Genomic DNA, 20,456 nt, shown 5'->3' with positions numbered 1-20,456 from the left:
GCAGCACCACCAAAACCGTTCCGGTTTGCTATCATCCCGTCCTTTAAAGTATCGACCTTCTCAAGGTAGCCCCCATGTCTGACCGCAGCGCCCGCCATCAAGCCTTTCTCACTGCTCTGAAACAGAGGATTCTGATCCTCGATGGCGGCATGGGCACCATGATTCAGAGCTACAGGCTTGAAGAGCAGGACTATCGGGGCAAGCGTTTCGCCGATTGGCCAAGCGATGTCAAGGGCAACAACGACCTGTTGATCCTGACCCGGCCTGACGTGATCGGCGCCATTGAGAAGGCTTATCTGGATGCCGGTGCCGACATTCTCGAAACCAATACCTTCAACGCCACTCAGGTCTCCCAGGCCGACTATGGCATGGAGTCGATCGTCTACGAGCTGAACGTGGAAGGCGCGCGCCTGGCACGCAAGGTCGCAGACACCAAAACCCTTGAAACGCCGGACAAGCCGCGCTTCGTGGCGGGCGTGCTGGGCCCTACCAGTCGCACCTGCTCGCTGTCGCCGGACGTCAACAACCCTGGCTATCGCAACGTCACGTTCGACGAGTTGGTCGAGAACTACAGCGAAGCCACCAAGGGGCTGATCGAGGGCGGTGCCGACCTGATCCTGATCGAAACCATTTTCGACACACTTAACGCCAAGGCGGCGATCTTTGCCGTGCAGGGCGTGTTCGAAGAAGTGGGTTTTGAACTGCCGATCATGATTTCCGGGACTATCACCGACGCTTCGGGACGTACCCTGTCGGGACAGACCACAGAAGCCTTCTGGAACTCGATCAGCCACGCCAAACCTATCTCGGTCGGTCTGAACTGCGCGCTGGGTGCCAGCGAGCTGCGCCCTTACCTGCAAGAGCTGGCCAACAAGGCCAACACCCATGTATCTGCGCACCCCAACGCCGGTCTGCCCAACGCCTTTGGCGAATACGACGAACTGCCGAGCCAGACGGCGAAGATCATCGAAGAGTTCGCCCAGAGCGGTTTCCTGAACATTGTCGGCGGCTGCTGCGGCACCACCCCGGCGCACATCAAGGCGATTGCCGAGGCAGTCTCGGGCTATGCGCCACGCGAAATTCCGGACATTCCAAAGGCCTGCCGTCTGTCGGGCCTTGAGCCTTTCACCATCGATCGCCAGTCGCTGTTCGTCAACGTCGGCGAGCGTACCAACATCACCGGCTCTGCCCGCTTCGCCCGCCTGATCCGTGAAGACAATTACACCGAAGCGCTGGAGGTCGCCCTGCAGCAGGTCGAGGCCGGTGCCCAGGTGATCGATATCAACATGGACGAAGGGATGCTCGACTCGAAGAAGGCCATGGTGACCTTCCTCAACCTGATCGCAGGCGAGCCGGACATTTCCCGCGTACCGATCATGATCGACTCGTCCAAGTGGGAAGTGATCGAGGCCGGCCTCAAATGCATCCAGGGCAAGGGCATCGTCAACTCCATCAGCATGAAGGAAGGCGTCGAGCAGTTCATTCATCACGCCCGCCTGTGCAAGCGCTATGGGGCAGCCGTGGTGGTCATGGCCTTCGATGAACAGGGGCAGGCCGACACCGAGGCGCGCAAGAAGGAAATCTGCAAGCGCTCCTACGACATTCTGGTCAACGAAGTGGGCTTCCCGCCGGAAGACATTATCTTCGACCCGAACATCTTCGCCATCGCCACCGGTATCGAAGAACACAACAACTATGCCGTGGACTTCATCAACGCCTGCGCCTACATCCGTGACGAGTTGCCGTATGCGCTGACCTCGGGTGGCGTGTCCAACGTGTCGTTCTCGTTCCGTGGCAACAATCCGGTGCGTGAAGCGATCCACTCGGTGTTTCTGCTGCATGCGATCCGCAATGGCCTGAGCATGGGCATCGTCAACGCCGGCCAGCTGGAAATCTACGACCAGATCCCTGCTGAACTGCGTGACTGCGTCGAAGACGTGGTGCTCAACCGTAACGCCGAAGGCACCGACGCACTGCTGGCAATTGCCGACAAGTTCAAGGGTGATGGCAGCGTCAAGGAAGCGGAAACCGAGGAATGGCGCAGCTGGCCGGTCAATCAACGGCTGGAGCATGCGCTGGTCAAGGGCATCACCACTCATATCGTGCAGGACACCGAAGAGTCGCGTCTGGCATTCACCCGCCCCATCGAAGTGATTGAAGGCCCATTGATGGCGGGCATGAACGTGGTCGGTGACCTGTTTGGCGCAGGCAAGATGTTCCTGCCTCAGGTGGTGAAGTCCGCACGGGTCATGAAACAGGCAGTCGCGCACCTGATCCCGTTCATCGAGCTGGAAAAAGGCGACAAGCCCGAAGCCAAGGGCAAGATCCTCATGGCCACGGTCAAGGGCGACGTCCATGACATTGGCAAGAACATCGTTGGCGTGGTGCTGGGCTGTAACGGTTACGACATCGTCGATCTCGGGGTGATGGTGCCTGCCGAGAAAATCCTTCAGGTGGCGCGCGACGAAAAGTGCGACATCATTGGTCTGTCAGGCCTGATCACCCCATCGCTGGACGAAATGGTCCATGTTGCCCGGGAAATGCAGCGCCAGGACTTCCATCTGCCCTTGATGATCGGTGGCGCGACCACCTCCAAAGCCCACACTGCGGTCAAGATCGAGCCTAAATACAGCAATGATGCAGTCATCTACGTCACCGACGCTTCACGTGCAGTGGGCGTGGCGACCCAGTTACTGTCGAAAGAACTGAAACCGGCCTTCATCGAAAAGACCCGCCTGGAATACGTCGAAGTACGTGAGCGTACCTCGGCACGCAGTGCGCGCACCGAGCGTTTGAGCTATGGCGCGGCGGTGGCGAAGAAGCCGCAGTTCGACTGGGAAAACTACACCCCTGCCCAACCGACCTTCACCGGCACCCGGGTTCTGCAGGATATCGACCTTAACGTGCTGGCCGAATACATCGACTGGACACCGTTCTTCATCTCCTGGGATCTGGCCGGTAAATACCCGCGCATCCTGACCGACGAAGTGGTCGGTGAAGCGGCCACCGCGCTGTATGCGGACGCCACCCAGATGCTGCGCAAGCTGATCGACGAGAAACTGATCAGCGCTCGTGCAGTATTCGGCTTCTGGCCAGCCAATCAGGTCAACGATGATGATCTGGAAGTCTATGGCGACGACGGCAAGCCGCTGGCGAAGCTGCATCACCTGCGCCAACAGACCATAAAGCCTGACGGCAAGCCGAATTTCTCGCTGGCCGACTTCGTCGCGCCGAAAGACAGTGGCCTGACCGACTACATCGGTGGCTTCATCACCACAGCCGGCATTGGTGCCGAAGAAGTTGCCAAGGCGTATCAGGACAAGGGCGACGACTACAACTCGATCATGGTCAAGGCGCTCGCCGACCGTCTGGCCGAGGCCTGTGCCGAATGGCTGCACCAGCAGGTGCGCAAGGAATACTGGGGTTACGCGAAAGACGAGGCGCTGGACAACGAGGCGTTGATCAAGGAGCAATACATGGGCATTCGTCCGGCTCCCGGCTACCCGGCCTGCCCGGATCACACCGAAAAAGGCACCCTGTTCGCCCTGCTCGATCCACTGCCGGAAGGCACACCCGAACATACGCCCGGCAAAAGCGGCGTGTTCCTGACCGAGCACTACGCAATGTTCCCGGCTGCGGCCGTCAGCGGCTGGTATTTTGCCCATCCTCAGGCGCAGTACTTTGCGGTAGGCAAGGTGGATAAGGATCAGGTCGAAAGCTACACCGCCCGCAAAGGCCAGGACCTGAGCGTCACCGAGCGCTGGCTGGCACCGAACCTGGGTTATGACGAGTAAGCACTGACCCGGCTACTTGCCGCCTGGGCGATCAGGCGGCAACATGTTTTTCAGGGAAAACGGTGAGTCCGCGCCAAAAGCCCCCACGTTGAATGCCTGAATATCAAGCCGGTAGCGCTCCTCGCGGGTTGCGTTCAGAAAGCGCTGCGTGTCCTTCGGCTCGACCAGGTGCAGTACATCGATAGTGCGCGCGCCGACCTGTTGCCGGGCTTGCCGCTGGGCAGTGTCATAGCGGTGCAACAGGATGATTGCCCATCCGCCCAGGGTGAAATGCCCGGTAGCAACCACGCTCAGGTTGCCATTGAGCTGGGCCTGCAATGAAAGCGAGGTGCCATTAATGGCACTGAACAACACATCTTCACCCGGTTTACCGCCTTTTTCCCGCAATGCATCCATCGCACCGAACGCCATTTGCTCATTGGCAGCCCATACCAGGCGTGTCTGCGGGTAGCGTTTGAACAACACGCGCGCCTGCTCGAGTGCGCGATCCCGACGCCATCCTCCCAGCGCAATTTGCCGCAAATGCACCTCCGGGTGCTCTGACAAGGCGCGCAGCATGCCTTTTTCACGCAACAGGGACACAGGCGTGGTGTTGGTGCCCGAGAACGCGAGCATTTCAACCTCCTGCCCGTCCATGACCGGGTGAGCAAGGCTGATAAGCCTTTTCGCCGTCAGATAACCACCCTGCTCGTCGTTGCCGACCAGGCTGCCAATGAAATCCGGATAGCGCGACGGCAGATCACCCAGAATACGAATCTGATCCGCCGTCAGTGTATTGTTGACGGCGAACAGCTTGACCCCGCTGCCTGTAGACATACGCAGGATTTCAGGGGCGACATTCAACTCATTGGAAAACATCAGGTAGTCCGGACGCACATACCCTTGCAGCGTATCGCGCGCCATGGCCAGCAACTTGCGGGTGTCGCGATCGGTATAGAGAATTTTGAGTGACATACCGGTGGTATCGGCGGCCGTCTGCATCACCCGGGCATGGCTCTGCCAATAGCCATCGGTTTCTGTACCGGGACTCAGAAATACCACCGAGGCGGCACATGCGGATCCGGCCCACCAAAAGCCGAATAGCATTAGCCAGCCAACAAATAGCGCCTTCATATCAACGAACCTTGAGGTAGCAGGAATTTATCGCTACACGCGAGTTATCGGCTGCTACAGCAAGGTTCTGGAGACTCCGGCAAATTCTTTGTTCAGCCTGTCACTGGCTGCTGGCCCAGAACATCGCGGCGCCCACGGCCAGTACGACAATGAATAGAATGGCCCAGGTGTCCACGGATCTGCCCGGCTTGGTTACTTTCGGGTGCTTGCTCATCGCATCGCCTCTTGTCGGTCTTATGGGTGATTGCATATGAAAGGAAGGGTTACGACACTCATTCGGCATCGGTCAATTCACAGTTAAGTCGAGTCTTGCCCACACGGCAAGCAGGGATATGACCGAACGCCTTTTTGCTTATCGCTTTTAGTGATTTGCATATATATAAACATCACTTTTATCGATATCTGCAAGCTGCTATCGTCGCCTTCGCTCCCGACGGAGTGCGCGGCCGTGCGCGCAGAATTGACCAGATGAAGCAGGCTACCGCAAGTGACGGGCGTGTGCCCGGACTGACGCAACTGCCCTGCTTCATGACGAAGCCTGAGAACAGGACCTATATGTACGTATACGACGATTACGATCAGAAGATCATCGAGGACCGCGTAAAGCAGTTCCGGGATCAGACCCGACGCTACCTTGCCGGGGAACTGAGCGAAGAAGAGTTTCGACCGTTGCGCCTGCAAAACGGTCTTTATGTGCAGCGCTTTGCGCCGATGTTGCGTGTGGCGGTTCCATACGGCCAGCTGACCTCGCGTCAGGCGCGCATGATGGCCAAAATTGCCCGTGACTACGACAAGGGCTACGCGCACATCAGTACTCGCCAGAACGTACAGTTCAACTGGCCTGCGCTTGAAGATGTACCGGATATTCTCGCTGAACTGGCGACCGTGCAGATGCACGCGATCCAGACCAGCGGCAACTGCCTGCGCAACGTGACCACCGACCAGTTTGCCGGTGTTGCTGCAGACGAGCTGGTGGACCCACGCCCATGGTGCGAAATCGTCCGTCAGTGGACCACGTTCCACCCGGAGTTTGCCTACCTGCCGCGCAAGTTCAAGATCGCAATCAACGGTTCGACCAGTGATCGCGCCGCCATCGAAGTACATGACATCGGTCTTGAACCGTTGCGCAACGAAGCCGGCGAGCTGGGCTTTCGTGTCCTGGTGGGTGGCGGCCTTGGCCGTACGCCGGTTGTAGGTGCCTTCATCAACGAGTTCCTGCCGTGGCAGGACCTGCTGAGTTACCTCGACGCCATTCTGCGGGTCTACAACCGTTATGGCCGTCGCGATAACAAGTACAAGGCGCGGATCAAGATTCTGGTCAAGGCACTGACGCCTGAGGTGTTCGCCGCCAAGGTCGACGCCGAAATGGCGCACTTGCGTGGTGGCCAGACCACCCTGACCGAAGCCGAAGTGCAGCGCGTTTCCCGGCACTTCGTCGACCCGCAATACAAGGCTCTCAGCGACCAGCACGCCGAACTGGCAGCACTGGACGCTCAACACCCAGGTTTCGCTCGCTGGCGTCAACGCAATGTGCTGGCCCACAAAAAGCCTGGCTACATTGCTGTGACCCTGTCGCTCAAGCCCACCGGCGTTGCGCCGGGCGACGTGACCGACAAGCAGCTGGACGCCATCGCCGATCTGGCTGATCGCTACAGCTTTGGTCAACTGCGCACTTCCCACGAGCAGAACATCATCCTGGCCGACGTCGAGCAGGCCGAGCTGTTCACCCTGTGGAACGAGCTGCGCGACAATGGTTTTGCCACACCGAACATTGGTCTTCTGACCGACATCATCTGCTGCCCTGGCGGTGATTTCTGCTCGCTGGCCAACGCCAAGTCGATTCCGATTGCAGAATCCATCCAGCGCCGCTTCGACGATCTGGACTACCTGTTCGATATCGGCGAGCTGGACCTGAATATTTCCGGCTGCATGAATGCTTGCGGCCACCACCACGTCGGCCATATCGGCGTGCTGGGCGTGGACAAGAAAGGTGAAGAGTTTTATCAGGTCTCACTCGGCGGCAGTGCCAGCCGTGATGCGAGCCTCGGCAAGATCCTCGGCCCTTCCTTTGCCCAGGAGGCGATGCCGGACGTGATCGAGAAGCTGATCGACGTCTACGTTGAAAAACGTACCGAAGACGAGCGCTTTATCGACACCTACCAACGTATTGGCATTGACCCTTTCAAGGAGCGCGTCTATGCAGCGAATCATTAAGAACAACGAAGTCATTGATGAAACCTGGCACTTGCTGCCGAAGGAAACCACCTTTGACAGCCTGTCGAACTGCGACGACCTGATCGTGCCATTGGCACTGTGGCGCGAACACGCGCATGCATTGAAGGCACGCGATGGCGGTTTGGGCGTATGGCTGGACAGTGATGAAGAAGCCGAAGAGATTGGCGCAGATGTGGACCAGTTTCAGGTCATCGCCCTGAACTTTCCGGCTTTCACTGACGGTCGTAGCTTCTCGAACGCCCGCCTGTTGCGTGATCGCTTTGGCTACAAGGGCGAATTGCGTGCCATCGGCGACGTGTTGCGCGATCAGTTGTTCTACATGCGCCGCTGTGGCTTCGACGCCTTTGCAGTGCGTGCCGACAAGGACCCGTACGAGGCGCTGGAAGGCCTCAAGGACTTTTCGGTGACCTATCAGGCTGCAACCGACGAGCCGCTACCGCTGTTCCGGCGCCGCTGATTCAGGCGACCTGCTCCATCGTCCCTTCGCTCACTTGAGATGACTATCGTGCCTGCGCTCCGCGTAGGCATGCAGTTCGTGGTTCTGTGGTGTCAGGTGATTGGCGTTCGGCTCAGATTATCGTTCCCACGCCCCGAGTGGTAATGTCTTTCGTGACGCTCTGCGTCACATGGTCGTCCTGCGAGATCAGGCACCCTGTCACTAACGTCGCACTCTGCGTCGCCAGTGCCATCGTGATAAAAAGCGCTTTGGTTTATGTGCCGTGATTACGGGCAAGGCATGACGTTGCGCGGCAGCCCAATTGTGACGCAGAGCGTCACGAGACAGCGTGACGACGCGGAGCGTCGCACGATAGTTGGAGATTATCGTTCCGCACGCTCCAGCGTGGAAACGCGGCTCTGGACGCTCTGCGTCCGATCTTGATGTGCGACGCAGAGCGCCGCACGATAGTTGAGGTTATCGCTCGCACCGGAGCATTGGCGCAAGTCGTTACCCCCTTAAACAATGCCTACCAGAACCGCTGCTGAGTCAAACGTCCCCACCACTTTGTGGCCAGTTGATCCGCCGAGGTGGCTGCAGCCATGCCCATGCGCTCTTGCAGGCTCTTGCGTTGCACGTAGTGCAGGTGGAACACGTCTGCATCCTTGGCGCGCTCGGCCAGGTACTCGTCGCTGGTCTTGAGTTCGTCGACCAGCAGTTTGTCGACCGCTGCCATGCCCAGCCATACCTCACCCGTCGCCACTTCGTCGATGGACAACTGCGGGCGGTAGCTGGAAACGAAGTTCTTGAACAGGTCGTGGGTGATGTCCAGGTCCTGCTGGAATTTCTCGCGACCCTTCTCGGTGTTTTCGCCAAACACCGTCAGGGTGCGTTTGTATTCGCCTGCGGTCAGCACTTCAAAATCGATGTCGTGCTTCTTCAGCAAGCGATTGACGTTCGGCAACTGCGCCACGACGCCGATGGACCCGAGGATGGCGAAGGGTGCGCTGATGATCTTGTTGCCGATGCAGGCCATCATGTACCCGCCACTGGCCGCAACGTTGTCGATGCATACGGTCAGTGGAATACCGGCCTGCCGAATGCGTGCCAGTTGCGAGGACGCCAGACCATAGCTGTGCACCATGCCGCCACCGCTTTCCAGACGCAGGACCACTTCGTCCTTGTCGGTGGCCAGCGTCAGCAGAGCGGTAATTTCATGACGCATGCTTTCAGTAGCCGAGGCCTTGATGTCACCGTCGAAATCCAGCACATAGACACGGGATTTTGGCTCGGCCTGCTTTTTTTCTTTTTTCAGGGCCTTGCCCTGCTCCTTGCGCAGCGTCTTGAGGCGCTCTTTGTCGAGCAAGGATTGCTCGAGCCGCTCACGCAGGCCTTTATAGAAATCATTGAGCCGGGTGACCTGCAGTTGCCCGGCCGTTTTGCGACGCCCCTTGCCACGCATGGACGCAATGGCAACCAGCACCACCACGATGGCGATCACCAGCGTCACGGTTTTGGCCAGAAAACTTGCGTAATCGACAACGAAATCCACGAATATCCCTCATTTGCGTCAGGCCCTTACCAATCAAGGGCCCCAATGAATGCAGCATACCGACGCCCCGTGCGACGCACCAGCTATCGAGCCGTTACAAACCATTAAAACGATGATTTCAAACGAGCGTATGTTTTTTCATTGACAGTCGCCCGGCATCCCTCATAACCTCGACCCACCTTCAACGTACCGAGACAACACGGACGTGGGCAGCATCTATCTGATACGACATGGCCAGGCCTCATTTGGTGCAGACAATTACGACGTCCTGTCGCCCATGGGCATTCGTCAGTCACAAGTGCTGGGGGCTCACCTCGCGCAGTCGGGCATGACCTTTGACCGGTGTGTATCGGGTGAGCTCCTGCGCCAGAAAGACACGGCACAGCATGTGCTGGGCCAGTACACAGAAGCAGGTATTGAAACGCCTCCCGTACAGCTCGACAGCGCCTTCGATGAATTCGACGCTGAAGGCGTGATCAGGGCGCTGATACCGGCGATGCTTGTCGATGAACCGCAAGCACTGGATATTCTGCGCGACGTCGCCGGCAACCCCGCAGGGTTTCATCGGTTGTTCAACCTGATTACCAAACGCTGGCTGAGTGGCGAGCACGACACACCGGGGCTGCAAAGCTGGCAAGGTTTCGTAGACCGCGTCAAGGCAGGCCTGGACAGAGTTCTTCAGGACGCAGGTCCGCATGAGCGTATTGCCGTGTTCACCTCCGGCGGCACCATTACTGCCCTGCTCCACCTCGTTACCGGAATGCCTGCAGCAAAGGCACTGGAGCTGCACTGGCATATCGTCAACACTTCGCTGCATCAGCTCAAATTCAAAGGCAACGACGTTACCCTGGCTTCCTTCAACGGTTACACACACTTGCAACTGCTGAAGACGCCGGCGCTCATTACCTATCGCTGAGCCCGGCCAATCGCGTCCTTGCGGACGCAAGTACTCACCACAAAAGGATCAAGACATGACCTCAGTAGCAGACGCCGTACAAACCATGAAGAACAAGTTCAACCCGGCTGCTGCTGCCGGTCTGGACCTGGTCTTCGGTTTCCATATTACCGACGAAGACAAGCACTACGCCCTGATCGTCAAGGACAGCACCTGCGAATTGCAGGAAGGCGAAAACCCGGACGCCAACGTGACCCTGGTCATGGACAGCGAAACCCTCAAGGGCATTGTCAGCGGCGAGACCGATGGCATGCAGGCATTCATGGGCGGCAAGCTGCGCGCCGAAGGCGACATGATGCTGGCCATGAAGCTCAGCGAACTGTTCCCGGTTTAAACACCTGACGCTTTGCAAGCTGCACCCAAAAAACCGAAGCCCCGCCGGCTTCGGTTTTTTTGTCTGTGCCGCTCTGTACAAAGCAGCAATCAGAGCCGCTGATTGCCCGGCAACACGCTAGTCTATAACGCTGCCGCGAGCTTGCTCGTGGTTCAGACGATCATTAGATTAGTCAATAGTTTGAGCTGACCATAATAAACACAAGGTATACGTATGGCACTGACTGACCAGCCCACCGGGATTCGCAGCGGCGAAGAACTGGACTCCTCCCTGATAGATCCGTACCTGAAGGCGCATCTGACGGATCTGCATGGCACCCCGGCGATCAGTCAGTTCCCCGGAGGCGCATCGAACCTGACCTACCTGATTCAGTACCCAGAGCGCGAGTTGGTGCTGCGGCGCCCGCCGTTCGGACACAAGGCGCGATCGGCACATGACATGGGTCGTGAGTACCGCATTCTCAATCAGCTCAGGAATGCCTTCCCCTATTGCCCGCAAGCGTACCTGCACTGCACGGATGAGTCGGTGATCGGCTCGGAGTTTTACGTGATGCAGCGCGTCAAGGGGATCATCCTGCGCTCTGACCTGCCGCCCGAATTGGCGCTGGATGCACGACAGACTGAAGACCTGTGCAAGAGCTTCATCAACAAACTGGTGGACTTGCACCGCGTTGATTACCAAGCGTGCGGCCTGGGTGATCTGGGCAAACCCCAGGGTTACGTGCAACGGCAGATTTCGGGCTGGTCGGAGCGTTATGAAAAAGCGCGAACCCCGGACGCCCCGGCATGGGAGCAGGTCCAGGCGTGGCTGGCAGACAAAATGCCCGCCGACTCGCCCACCTCCAGCATCGTGCATAACGACTACCGCTTCGACAATGTGATCCTCGATCCGGATAACCCGATGAACATCATCGGCGTGCTGGACTGGGAACTGACCACGCTCGGTGATCCGCTGATGGACCTGGGCAATACCCTCGCCTACTGGGTCCAGGCTGACGACCCGCTGCCGGTTCAGTTGACACGTCGCCAGCCGAGCAATGCCCCCGGCATGCTGACGCGCCAGGCGTTCGTCGACTATTACGCCGAACGTTCGGGCATCCGTATCGACAATTTCGACTTCTACTACACCTACGGCCTGTTTCGTCTGGCCGGTATCGTGCAACAGATTTACTACCGTTTTTTCCATGGACAGACTCAGGACAAACGCTTTGCCCGGTTCATTGACATGAACAGGCTACTGGAGCAGATGAGCCTGAATGTAATCACCAAATCCAGCCTTTGACCGCCAACGCCAAGACAAGGAAACGACATGTCCAGAACCCAGCTTTTCGACCTTGATGGCAAGGTTGCTTTTGTTTCAGGTGCGAGCCGGGGAATCGGTGAAGCCATTGCCAGGCTGCTCGCTCAACAGGGCGCGCACGTTGTTGTGTCGAGCCGCAAGCTCGACGGGTGTCAGGCGGTTGCCGACGCCATCATCAGCGAGGGCGGCAAGGCCACAGCCATTGCCTGCCATATTGGCGAGATGGAGCAGATAACCAGCGTTTTCGCCCAGATTCGCGAGCAATTCGGGCGCCTGGATATACTGGTCAACAACGCAGCCACCAACCCGCAATTCTGCAATGTGCTGGACACCGACCTCAGCGCGTTTCAAAAGACCATCGACGTTAACATTCGCGGCTATTTCTTCATGTCGGTGGAAGCCGGCAAGCTGATGCGCGAAGGCGGCGGTGGCAGCATTATCAATGTTGCATCCATCAATGCGGTGTCGCCGGGTGCCTATCAAGGTGTCTATTCAATGACCAAAGCGGCGGTGGTCAACATGACCAAGGTGTTCGCCAAGGAATGCGCCGAGTTCGGAATTCGCTGCAACGCTTTGCTGCCCGGCCTCACAGATACCCGATTTGCATCGGCGCTGGTCAAGAACGATGCGATTCTCAACATGGCCCTGGCGCAGATTCCGCTGAAACGCGTCGCAGCGCCCAGCGAAATGGCTGGCGCGGTCTTGTATCTGGCGAGCGCAGCATCCAGCTACACCACCGGCGTTGCACTTAATGTCGACGGCGGATTTTTATCCTGATGTCTGGAACTGACTGCCACGCTGAAAAATGAATTAATTTTCCATATTTTATATTTATGGAATATATTTTCCGCATAACAACAATCCTCTCTGGAGAATGTCATGCGGGAAAACCCTTCTACGTCGCTGGCGCAACTGGGCATCGGGCTGATCGGCACCGGTTTCATGGGCCGTGCCCACGCCCTGGCCTTCGGCAATGCCAATGCCGCCCTTGATCTGCCGGCACGCATTCGGCTGACCGCCCTGGCGGATGCGGACAGCGTCAGGGCCGAGCAGTGCGCTAGCGCCTGGGGCTTCGATCACAGCCACGCTGACTGGCAGAACCTGATCAGTGATCCGCAGGTGCAGATCGTGGCGATCACAACGCCCAATCACCTGCATTTCCCCATGGCCATGGCCGCCATCGCCGCAGGCAAGGCAGTGTATTGCGAAAAACCGCTGGCGGTGAGCCTCGCCCAAGCCGACGACATGCGCCGTAGCGCCAAGGCCGCCGGGGTTGTTACTCAGGTTGGCTACAACTACCAGCACAACCCTATGATCGGCCTTGCCAGGGAAATGATCGACGCGGGCGAACTGGGCGATATCGTCAGTTTTCAGGGTGAGTTCTGCGAGGACTTCATGGGCAACCCGTCGTCCCCTTGGTCGTGGCGTTGCGAAGCGGCGCATGCGGGCGGCGCGCTGGCTGATCTGGGCAGCCACTTGCTGGCGATGGCTCGCCATTTGCTGGGCGATGTCGAAGCGGTCTGCGCTGACTCCAGCACCGTACACCGCCAACGCCCTGCGAGTAACGGAAGCCAGGAAATGCGCAGCATCGCAGTGGATGACCAGACCCACGCACTGCTGCGTTTTGCCAACGGTGCGCGCGGAACCTTCAGTAGCAGTTGGCTGAAACACGGCTACAAAAACCACCTGAGTTTCGAAATCAGCGGCACCAAGGGCACACTGGCATTCGATCAGGAACGCCTTAACGAACTGCGCATTTACCGCACTGGCGCAGCTGGGCGCGATGGTTTTCAACGTCTTCTGGCAGGCCCTGCGCAACCCGGTTACGCGGCATTCTGCCCGGCACCGGGCCATCAGCTGGGTTACAACGAACTCAAGGCACTTGAGGTACAGGCACTCATTCTTGCGGTATGCGGCAAGGGCAGCCGTGGTCCGGACTTCGAAGAAGCCTGGCAGATCGAGCGTCTGGCGACTGCCATTCGCCTCGCCGCCGCCGAGCAGCGCTGGGTCGCGCTCAGCGATATCTGACTTCCTGCAACGCTTGGCAAGGGGGTAGAATGGGCCACATTCAGGCAGCCATTCTGCCCCCTCCCGCCTCCCCTATAAGCACGCTTGCCACCATGCCTTTTGAACTCAGCGTCGACCTGACCACCCTCGCCATTCTTGCTGTCGTTGCGTTCATCGCGGGTTTTATAGACGCCATCGCCGGTGGTGGCGGACTGCTTACTACACCCGCCCTGATGACAGCCGGTCTGCCACCGCATCTGGTGCTGGGCACCAACAAGCTCAGTTCGACGTTCGGTTCGGCAACCGCCAGTTTCACGTTCTATCGCCGCAAACTGTTTCACCCCAGACAGTGGATACACGCAGTGGTCGGCACTGCGGTGGGTGCTGCAGCCGGCGCGATCATTGCTCATTACCTGCCAGCCGAATGGCTGAACCAGATGTTGCCGGTCATTGTGTTCGGTTGCGGGCTGTACTTGCTGTTTGGCGGCACGCCCAAGGCACCACTGGATAGCAATGCTCCGATCAAAAAGAAATGGCAACTGCCACAAGGGCTGGGGCTGGGCTTCTATGACGGTGTTGCCGGGCCCGGTACCGGCGCCTTCTGGACGGTCAGCACACTGCTGCTCTACCCGGTGGATCTGGTCAAGGCCAGCGGCGTGGCACGCAGCATGAATTTCGTCAGCAATGCCGTGGCGCTTTCGGTATTCATATTTTCCGGCCAGGTGGACTACATCATCGGCCTGAGCATGGGCCTTGCGGTAATGCTGGGTGCCTACTTCGGCGCAGGCACTGCAATCAAGGGCGGTGCCAAATTCATCCGCCCTGTGTTCATCACCGTGGTATTGGGCCTGACCGTGCGCCTAGCCTGGCAGCACTGGTTCGGGGGCGCCTGAGCGCTCGGCCAGATACGCCTCGATAAGATAGCGGGCGATAGAACGGTTGGCCGGTAACGGCGGCAAGTCATCAACATGAAACCAGCGTGCGTCCTCGATTTCTTCCGCCTGGGGCACTATGTCGCCGCTATCATATTCGGCATGGAAGCCAAGCATCATCGAGTGCGGAAACGGCCAGCACTGGCTGCCCATGTATTTCAGGTTCTTGATGCGCACCTGCACTTCTTCCATCACTTCGCGGTGCACGCAGTCTTCGGCAGACTCGCCCGGCTCTACAAACCCTGCCAGCGCGCTGTACATGCCGGTGACAAACCGTGGTGAGCGGGCCAGCAGTATTTCATCGCCCCGCGTGACCAGCACGATCATGCTCGGGGAAATACGCGGGTACAGACGCAGGTTGTCGTGCTCGCAGAACATCGCCCGCTCTCCACGGATCTGCACCGTCGCACGACCGCAGGCTCCGCAAAAGCGATGTTCTCTGGCCCACGTACTGACTTGCGCGGCGTAGCCGAGCATCTGGAAGACCGCAAAATCGCCTTCCAGCATGAACTGACGCAAGCCTTGCCACGAACAGCCCTCGACCGCAACCGAGCGCTCAAGCACCAGCAGGTAGACAGACTCACCCTCAAAATAGCCGATGCCGTGCTCGCTCTGCACTGGCAAATCCAGCCCCGCCAGCCAGCCTCTGGGGAACATTGCCCCATTGGTATCCAGCAAAAAACCCTGATCACTCTGGACCACAGCCAAACCACCATCGGCCTCGACATCCAGAACTGCAGTTGTCCAACGCTCCGGGTGCGCCATGGAAAAACTCCTTTGCTCAGATTCGAGCTCTATCATGAATCAATTATCGAAGACCGGCTTGTGCTTGTTCATCTGCGCAACCATCGCCAGCTTCAGGTCAGGTGATTGCAGCATGGCTGCGTTCCAGATGGCAACGTGTTCCAGGCCGTCCTCCACTCGGTGATCGCGCATGTAGCTGATCATTTGCTTGGTGCCTTCGATGGCAATGGGTGATTTGCCGGCTATCTCCCGGGCCACCGCGAAGACGCCCTGCAACAGACCTTCCAGGTCATCGAAGGTGCGATTGACCAGCCCGATCCTCTGCGCCTCTTCAGCTCCCACGGTACGCCCGGTATAAGCCAGCTCACGCAGCACGCCATCGCCGATGATTCGCGGCAGACGTTGCAGGGTTCCTACATCCGCCGCCATGCCCATGTCGATCTCGCGAATGGCAAACTGGGCGTCGGCGGCGGCGTAACGCATGTCACAGGCCGAAATCAGGTCTATGGCACCACCCAGGCAATAGCCCTGAATAGCAGCCAGAACCGGCTTTCGGCAATTTGCCACTGCAGTGAACGAAGCCTGCATGTCACGGATCTTGCGCCTCAACAGCCGGGCATTACGGCCTGGATCCTTGCCCATCTGGTTGGCAACAGAAGCCAGCAATGCCAGATCGATACCCGACGAAAAATGTTTACCCGCTCCGCTGAGTATTACTGCCCGCACTTCGTCATTGCGCTCAATCCAGTCGAATATGCCGATTATTTCAGTCCAGAACGCCTCGTTCATTGCGTTGAGCTTTTCAGGCCGGTTGATCTGTACGTGAGCAATGCTGTCAGCCAGCTCGACCCGGAAACTTTGATAATCGGTCACGACGTGATCCTCAGGGCATGTTGAGTATTCAGGCGCTGGACTATAACAACAGCGACGCAATCATCGTAACCGGGCTTAAGTGACATTTACCGGACCGACCGCCAGCCGCGTTTATATATTCGCTGTACCCGCTACCGTTAAATAGTGTGAACGGTCAGAATGCCGGGAGGTCCAGTAATCAGTGATAGCAAAACCTATATGGGTTATTAGAGGGCGATACTTGAATACGTCAAAAGCGGCAACCGGGATTGAAGGTCTGGATGACATCCTTGCGGGTGGTCTTTCACGCAGTCATGTTTTTCTCCTTGAAGGAGAACCCGGAACCGGCAAGACAACTGTGGCACTGCAGTTCCTGCAGGCAGGCGCAGCAGCGGGTGAAATATCGCTGTACATCACCCTTTCCGAGACTGAAAGCGAGCTACGCTCGGGTGCTGCCTCACACGGCTGGGAGCTTGACGAGCAGATCAATATTTTCGAGCTGACGCCGCCTGAAAGCTTGCTTGATGCGGATCATCATCAAAGCCTGCTGTACTCCTCGGATCTGGAGCTGGGCGAAGCGACGCGGCAGATATTCGAGGTGGTGGAGCGGGTCAAACCCTCTCGCGTGGTGATCGACAGCCTCTCGGAAATTCGTCTTCTGGCGCAAAGTTCATTGCGCTACAGACGCCAGATTCTGGCCATCAAACATTACTTCACGCGTTATAACGCGACGGTATTGCTGCTCGATGACCTGACCACCGAAGCGCTGGATAAAACCGTACACAGTGTGGCCCACGGGGTTATCCGTCTTGAAGCGCTGACACCCACCTATGGTGCCGAGCGCAGACGGTTGAAGATCGTCAAATACCGCGGCCAGAAATACCGCGGCGGTTTCCACGACTTCACCATCGCCGAGAACGGCATCCATGTATTCCCACGTCTTGTAGCGGCCGAACACCGCTCCAATTACGCCCGCACTCAGGTCAGCAGCGGCATCACAGAACTGGACGACCTGCTGGGCGGCGGCATAGAAAGCGGCTCCAGCACGCTGATTCTGGGCCCTGCCGGGACCGGTAAATCGCTTATTTCACTGGTTTTCGCGGCACAGGCAGTGGCACGTGGCGAGCGCGTGGGGCTGTTCATATTCGATGAAGAAATGGGCCTGCTGTTCGAACGCATGCTCAAGCTCGGGATTGACCTGCGGGCGCTTCAGGAAACCGGCAATCTGGTGGTCGAGCAGATCGACGCGGCTGAGCTTTCTCCTGGCGAGTTTGCGCACCGCGTAAGGCGCGCAGTGGACCGTAAGCAGATAAAGACCGTGATCATCGACAGCATCAACGGTTATCAGGCGGCAATGCCGGAAGAGAGCGCACTGGTTTTGCACATGCATGAGCTTCTGCTCTACCTCAATCGCCAGGGCGCATCGACCTTCATGACCGTTGCACAACACGGGCTGGTCGGTGACATGCGCTCACCGGTCGACATTACCTACCTTGCCGACAGCGTTATTCTGTTGCGTTATTTCGAAGCTTTGGGTCAGGTGCGTCGCGCGATATCCATCATCAAGAAGCGCACGGGCACTCACGAGTCCACTATTCGTGAATACCGCATCAGTGCCAACGGTCTGAAGATCGGTAAGCCGCTTGAAGCCTTCCAAGGCGTACTGCGCGGGGTGCCGTCATACTTTGGCGACAAGAAACCGCTGCTTGAGGATGACGACCTGTGAGTATTCCAGGACTGTTGTCGGAGCGCGCAATCATTCTGGCGCCCAGAGGTCGAGACAGTCAGATCGCTATGCGGATCCTCGATGAAGCCGGCTACCTGGCAACGGTGGCCCATGACTTGTTCGAACTGGTCAAAGAGTTGAGCTCGGGCGCTGGCCTGGCAATCATCGCCGATGAGGCGTTGCGCAACAGTGACATTAAACCGCTGCTGGACCTCATCAGTCGTCAGCCAGCGTGGTCGGATCTGCCGATCGTCCTGATGACTCATCATGGCGGTCCGGATCACAATCCGTCTGCACGGATGGGTAATCTACTGGGCAATGTGACCTTTCTCGAACGCCCCTTCCATCCTGCGACTCTGGTCAGCCTGGTCGTCACGGCCGTGCGCGGGCGCAGACGTCAGTATGAAGCACGAGCGCGCATGGAGGACCTGCACGAAAGTGAAGGCCGTCTGCAGAATGCGCTCAAGGCCGGCAGGCTGGGCTCCTGGTTGCTGGAAGCGGAATACCTCAAACTGACTTGTTCGGATATTACTAAAAGTCACTATGGCCGCAACGAACAGGACACGTTCAATTACGACGACTGGCTCGCTGCTGTGTATTTCGAAGATCAGCCCAGAATGCAGTCGGCGCTTCAGCGCAGCCTGGACACCGGTGTTGATCTGATCATCGAATACCGCAACGTCTGGCCGGATGGCTCACTCAGTTGGGTGGATGTGCGCGCCCGCGCCATTTGCGGCAAGAACGGTCTGGTCAGTTCTCTGGCAGGCGTGACCTCTGACATCACCGAACGCAAGCAAGCCGAGTCGCAATTGCGGCGTCTCAATGAAACATTGGAGCAACAGGTCGAAGAGCGCACCTCGCAGTTGCGCCACAAGGAAGACATTCTTCGTCAGTCACAGAAAATGGAAGCAGTCGGCCAATTGACCGGCGGTATTGCGCATGACTTCAACAACATGCTGACCGGGATCATCGGCAGCCTGGAATTGATAAGAAGACGCCTGGCGCGCGGCAATATAGAGGACCTCAACAGCCTGATCGACCTGGGTGTGACCTCGGCGAATCGCGCCGCAGCACTTACCCATCGCTTGCTGGCATTCTCGCGGCGCCAGTCACTGGACTCAAAGCCGGTGGAGATGAACCATCTGGTCAATGCCATGGACGAACTGTTGCAGCGCAGTGTCAACGAGAGCATTCATTTGCAATTGCGCATGGCCAGCGATCTGTGGACTGCAGAAGCGGACCCTAACCAGCTGGAGAGCGCCCTGCTCAACCTGGTGCTCAACGCACGCGATGCAATGCCCGACGGCGGCACGCTGGTAGTCGAAACCTTCAATCAGCAGCTGGACAGATCGTTTACCAATGCCCATGAGAACCTGCTGCCCGGTGATTACGTGGTGCTGAGCGTCAGTGACAATGGCTGCGGCATGCCGGAAACAGTGATCAGCCGTGCGTTTGACCCGTTCTTTACCACAAAGCCTATCGGCCAGGGCACCGGCTTGGGTCTTTCAATGATCTACGGTTTCAGCAAACAGTCGCATGGTCATGTTTCAATCAAGAGTGAAGTAGGCCGAGGCACTACCGTACAGCTGTTCCTGCCGCGCTTTAAGGGGCTTGCAGATGAAGCCGAGCAGAGTTTCCAGAGCAATGCCGTTTACGCCGAAAATGGCGAAACCGTGCTGATTGTCGAAGACGACCCTGCTGTCCGGACGCTGGTCAGTGAGGTGCTCAGCGAATTGGGTTACACCTTCATCGAGGCCGGCGAAGCACTGGATGCCGTGCCGATACTGGAATCAGGCCAGCGTATTGATTTGCTGATCAGCGATGTAGGGCTGCCGGGCATGAATGGCCGGCAGCTTGCAGAAATCGCAAGGCAGCTGCGACCGGGACTCAAAGTGTTGTTCATCACAGGTTATGCAGAACATGCCGCGGTTCGCGGAGGTTTTCTGGACACCGGTATGCAACTGATCACCAAACCCTTTGCGTTCGATCACCTGACCTCGAAAGTGCGGGAAATGATAGAAGCCTGAGAAACGCTCAGGCTGTGCACGACTCCTGCCTGAAAGGCGGCCTGCTCACTCGACGGTTAAAGCGCGTTGTCAGGCCAGCAGTTCCTGAATACGCGAATGCAGCGTTTCCATGGTGAACGGTTTGGCGAGAATGGGTGCCTTCAGCGCAATGGGGCTGCCCGAATCGAGTATTTCCGCCGGATAGCCGCTGATGAAGATCACTTTCAACTCCGGTCGAAGCATCACCGCAGGCTCGGCAATCTGTACACCCGAGACACCACCCGGCAATCGATAATCGGTGATCATCAGGTCAAGGTGGGGTTTGGTCGCCAGAATCTCGAAAGCCTGCTCACCATTCTCGGCTTTCAGGACTCGATACCCCTCACCAGACAGATAATCGGCCAGGAGCATCAGGATCAGGGGTTCGTCTTCGACGATTAATACGACGTTTTCTGCATCAGCGCTCATTGA

General features: G+C 57.9%; 16 protein-coding genes. 11 read left to right on the top strand and 5 right to left on the bottom strand.

The genetic code is table 11. The annotated features are described in order from the left end of the window. Positions 1-74: 74 nt before the first annotated feature. Positions 75-3,794 (top strand): methionine synthase, encoded by a 3,720-nt coding sequence (gene metH / locus RYB66_RS06615; protein ID WP_316894094.1) that lies wholly within the window; start codon positions 75-77, stop codon positions 3,792-3,794. A gap of 12 nt (positions 3,795-3,806) precedes the next feature. Here the strand turns inward: metH and RYB66_RS06610 are convergent, their stop codons facing one another. Then, entirely contained in the window at positions 3,807-4,907 is a 1,101-nt protein-coding gene (locus RYB66_RS06610; RefSeq protein WP_057403973.1) for an ABC transporter substrate-binding protein, read from the bottom strand. Positions 4,908-5,462: 555 nt separating this feature from the next. Here RYB66_RS06610 and RYB66_RS06605 point away from each other — a divergent pair. Beyond that, positions 5,463-7,121, top strand: coding sequence for a nitrite/sulfite reductase (locus tag RYB66_RS06605; RefSeq protein WP_002553658.1), 1,659 nt, complete (start codon positions 5,463-5,465; stop codon positions 7,119-7,121). Beyond that, the gene (locus RYB66_RS06600) at positions 7,105-7,599 is read left to right on the top strand and encodes a DUF934 domain-containing protein (protein ID WP_002553657.1); all 495 of its coding nucleotides are present in this window, start codon (positions 7,105-7,107) and stop codon (positions 7,597-7,599) included. The genes RYB66_RS06605 and RYB66_RS06600 overlap by 17 nt, the downstream gene beginning before the upstream one ends. 508 nt (positions 7,600-8,107) lie before the next feature. On the opposite strand, the gene sohB is transcribed toward RYB66_RS06600, so the two are convergent. Continuing rightward, a complete protein-coding gene (gene sohB, locus RYB66_RS06595) occupies positions 8,108-9,130 on the bottom strand; it encodes a protease SohB (protein ID WP_057403974.1) in 1,023 nt (340 codons plus the stop codon). 205 nt (positions 9,131-9,335) lie between these two features. Here sohB and RYB66_RS06590 point away from each other — a divergent pair, with 205 nt between their 5' ends. The 6 genes from RYB66_RS06590 to RYB66_RS06565 all read left to right on the top strand — a co-directional run bounded on the left by RYB66_RS06590 (position 9,336) and on the right by RYB66_RS06565 (position 14,618). After that, positions 9,336-10,046 carry a histidine phosphatase family protein gene (locus RYB66_RS06590; protein ID WP_057403975.1) on the top strand — a complete coding sequence of 237 codons (711 nt, stop codon included), beginning with the start codon at positions 9,336-9,338 and terminating at the stop codon, positions 10,044-10,046. A 55-nt stretch (positions 10,047-10,101) separates the two neighbouring features. Next, the gene (locus tag RYB66_RS06585; RefSeq protein WP_002553652.1) at positions 10,102-10,419 is read left to right on the top strand and encodes an SCP2 sterol-binding domain-containing protein; all 318 of its coding nucleotides are present in this window, start codon (positions 10,102-10,104) and stop codon (positions 10,417-10,419) included. Between the two features lie 213 nt (positions 10,420-10,632). Further along, positions 10,633-11,700 carry a phosphotransferase family protein gene (locus tag RYB66_RS06580; protein ID WP_316894092.1) on the top strand — a complete coding sequence of 356 codons (1,068 nt, stop codon included), beginning with the start codon at positions 10,633-10,635 and terminating at the stop codon, positions 11,698-11,700. A 27-nt stretch (positions 11,701-11,727) separates the two neighbouring features. Continuing rightward, positions 11,728-12,495 carry an SDR family oxidoreductase gene (locus tag RYB66_RS06575; protein ID WP_005743582.1) on the top strand — a complete coding sequence of 256 codons (768 nt, stop codon included), beginning with the start codon at positions 11,728-11,730 and terminating at the stop codon, positions 12,493-12,495. 102 nt (positions 12,496-12,597) lie between these two features. Continuing rightward, positions 12,598-13,746 (top strand): Gfo/Idh/MocA family protein, encoded by a 1,149-nt coding sequence (locus RYB66_RS06570; protein WP_057403977.1) that lies wholly within the window; start codon positions 12,598-12,600, stop codon positions 13,744-13,746. A 92-nt stretch (positions 13,747-13,838) separates the two neighbouring features. Beyond that, positions 13,839-14,618, top strand: coding sequence for a TSUP family transporter (locus RYB66_RS06565; RefSeq protein ID WP_057404017.1), 780 nt, complete (start codon positions 13,839-13,841; stop codon positions 14,616-14,618). On the opposite strand, the gene nudC is transcribed toward RYB66_RS06565, so the two are convergent. Beyond that, positions 14,586-15,422 carry an NAD(+) diphosphatase gene (nudC, locus tag RYB66_RS06560; RefSeq protein ID WP_057403978.1) on the bottom strand — a complete coding sequence of 279 codons (837 nt, stop codon included), beginning with the start codon at positions 15,420-15,422 and terminating at the stop codon, positions 14,586-14,588. The genes RYB66_RS06565 and nudC overlap by 33 nt on opposite strands. A 39-nt stretch (positions 15,423-15,461) precedes the next feature. Beyond that, positions 15,462-16,274: a crotonase/enoyl-CoA hydratase family protein gene (locus tag RYB66_RS06555; protein WP_002553647.1), complete on the bottom strand. Its 813-nt coding sequence runs from the start codon at positions 16,272-16,274 to the stop codon at positions 15,462-15,464. Between the two features lie 220 nt (positions 16,275-16,494). Between RYB66_RS06555 and RYB66_RS06550 the strand changes: the two genes are divergently transcribed. After that, on the top strand, positions 16,495-17,979 hold the full coding sequence (locus RYB66_RS06550) for an ATPase domain-containing protein (RefSeq protein WP_016982062.1): 1,485 nt from the start codon (positions 16,495-16,497) through the stop codon (positions 17,977-17,979). Next, positions 17,976-20,006: a response regulator gene (locus RYB66_RS06545; protein WP_004665050.1), complete on the top strand. Its 2,031-nt coding sequence runs from the start codon at positions 17,976-17,978 to the stop codon at positions 20,004-20,006. Before RYB66_RS06550 ends, RYB66_RS06545 begins: the two co-directional genes overlap by 4 nt. A 69-nt stretch (positions 20,007-20,075) precedes the next feature. Here the strand turns inward: RYB66_RS06545 and RYB66_RS06540 are convergent, their stop codons facing one another. Further along, the gene (locus tag RYB66_RS06540; protein ID WP_002553644.1) at positions 20,076-20,453 is read right to left on the bottom strand and encodes a response regulator; all 378 of its coding nucleotides are present in this window, start codon (positions 20,451-20,453) and stop codon (positions 20,076-20,078) included. Positions 20,454-20,456: the final 3 nt, after the last annotated feature.

This window comes from Pseudomonas syringae group sp. 243L2, assembly GCF_032587875.1.
Taxonomy (GTDB): domain Bacteria; phylum Pseudomonadota; class Gammaproteobacteria; order Pseudomonadales; family Pseudomonadaceae; genus Aquipseudomonas; species Aquipseudomonas amygdali.
The sequence above is the reverse complement of the archived record's forward strand: the minus strand, read 5'-3'. Positions and strand labels throughout refer to the sequence as shown.

Coding starts and splice junctions, on each gene's coding strand:
- RYB66_RS06580 (WP_316894092.1), top strand. CDS start 10,633: ATGGCACTGACTGACCAGCCCACCGGGATTCGCAGCGGCGAAGAACTG.
- RYB66_RS06610 (WP_057403973.1), bottom strand. CDS start 4,907: ATGAAGGCGCTATTTGTTGGCTGGCTAATGCTATTCGGCTTTTGGTGG.
- RYB66_RS06575 (WP_005743582.1), top strand. CDS start 11,728: ATGTCCAGAACCCAGCTTTTCGACCTTGATGGCAAGGTTGCTTTTGTT.
- nudC (WP_057403978.1), bottom strand. CDS start 15,422: ATGGCGCACCCGGAGCGTTGGACAACTGCAGTTCTGGATGTCGAGGCC.
- RYB66_RS06565 (WP_057404017.1), top strand. CDS start 13,839: ATGCCTTTTGAACTCAGCGTCGACCTGACCACCCTCGCCATTCTTGCT.
- RYB66_RS06605 (WP_002553658.1), top strand. CDS start 5,463: ATGTACGTATACGACGATTACGATCAGAAGATCATCGAGGACCGCGTA.
- RYB66_RS06585 (WP_002553652.1), top strand. CDS start 10,102: ATGACCTCAGTAGCAGACGCCGTACAAACCATGAAGAACAAGTTCAAC.
- metH (WP_316894094.1), top strand. CDS start 75: ATGTCTGACCGCAGCGCCCGCCATCAAGCCTTTCTCACTGCTCTGAAA.
- RYB66_RS06570 (WP_057403977.1), top strand. CDS start 12,598: ATGCGGGAAAACCCTTCTACGTCGCTGGCGCAACTGGGCATCGGGCTG.
- RYB66_RS06540 (WP_002553644.1), bottom strand. CDS start 20,453: ATGAGCGCTGATGCAGAAAACGTCGTATTAATCGTCGAAGACGAACCC.
- RYB66_RS06600 (WP_002553657.1), top strand. CDS start 7,105: ATGCAGCGAATCATTAAGAACAACGAAGTCATTGATGAAACCTGGCAC.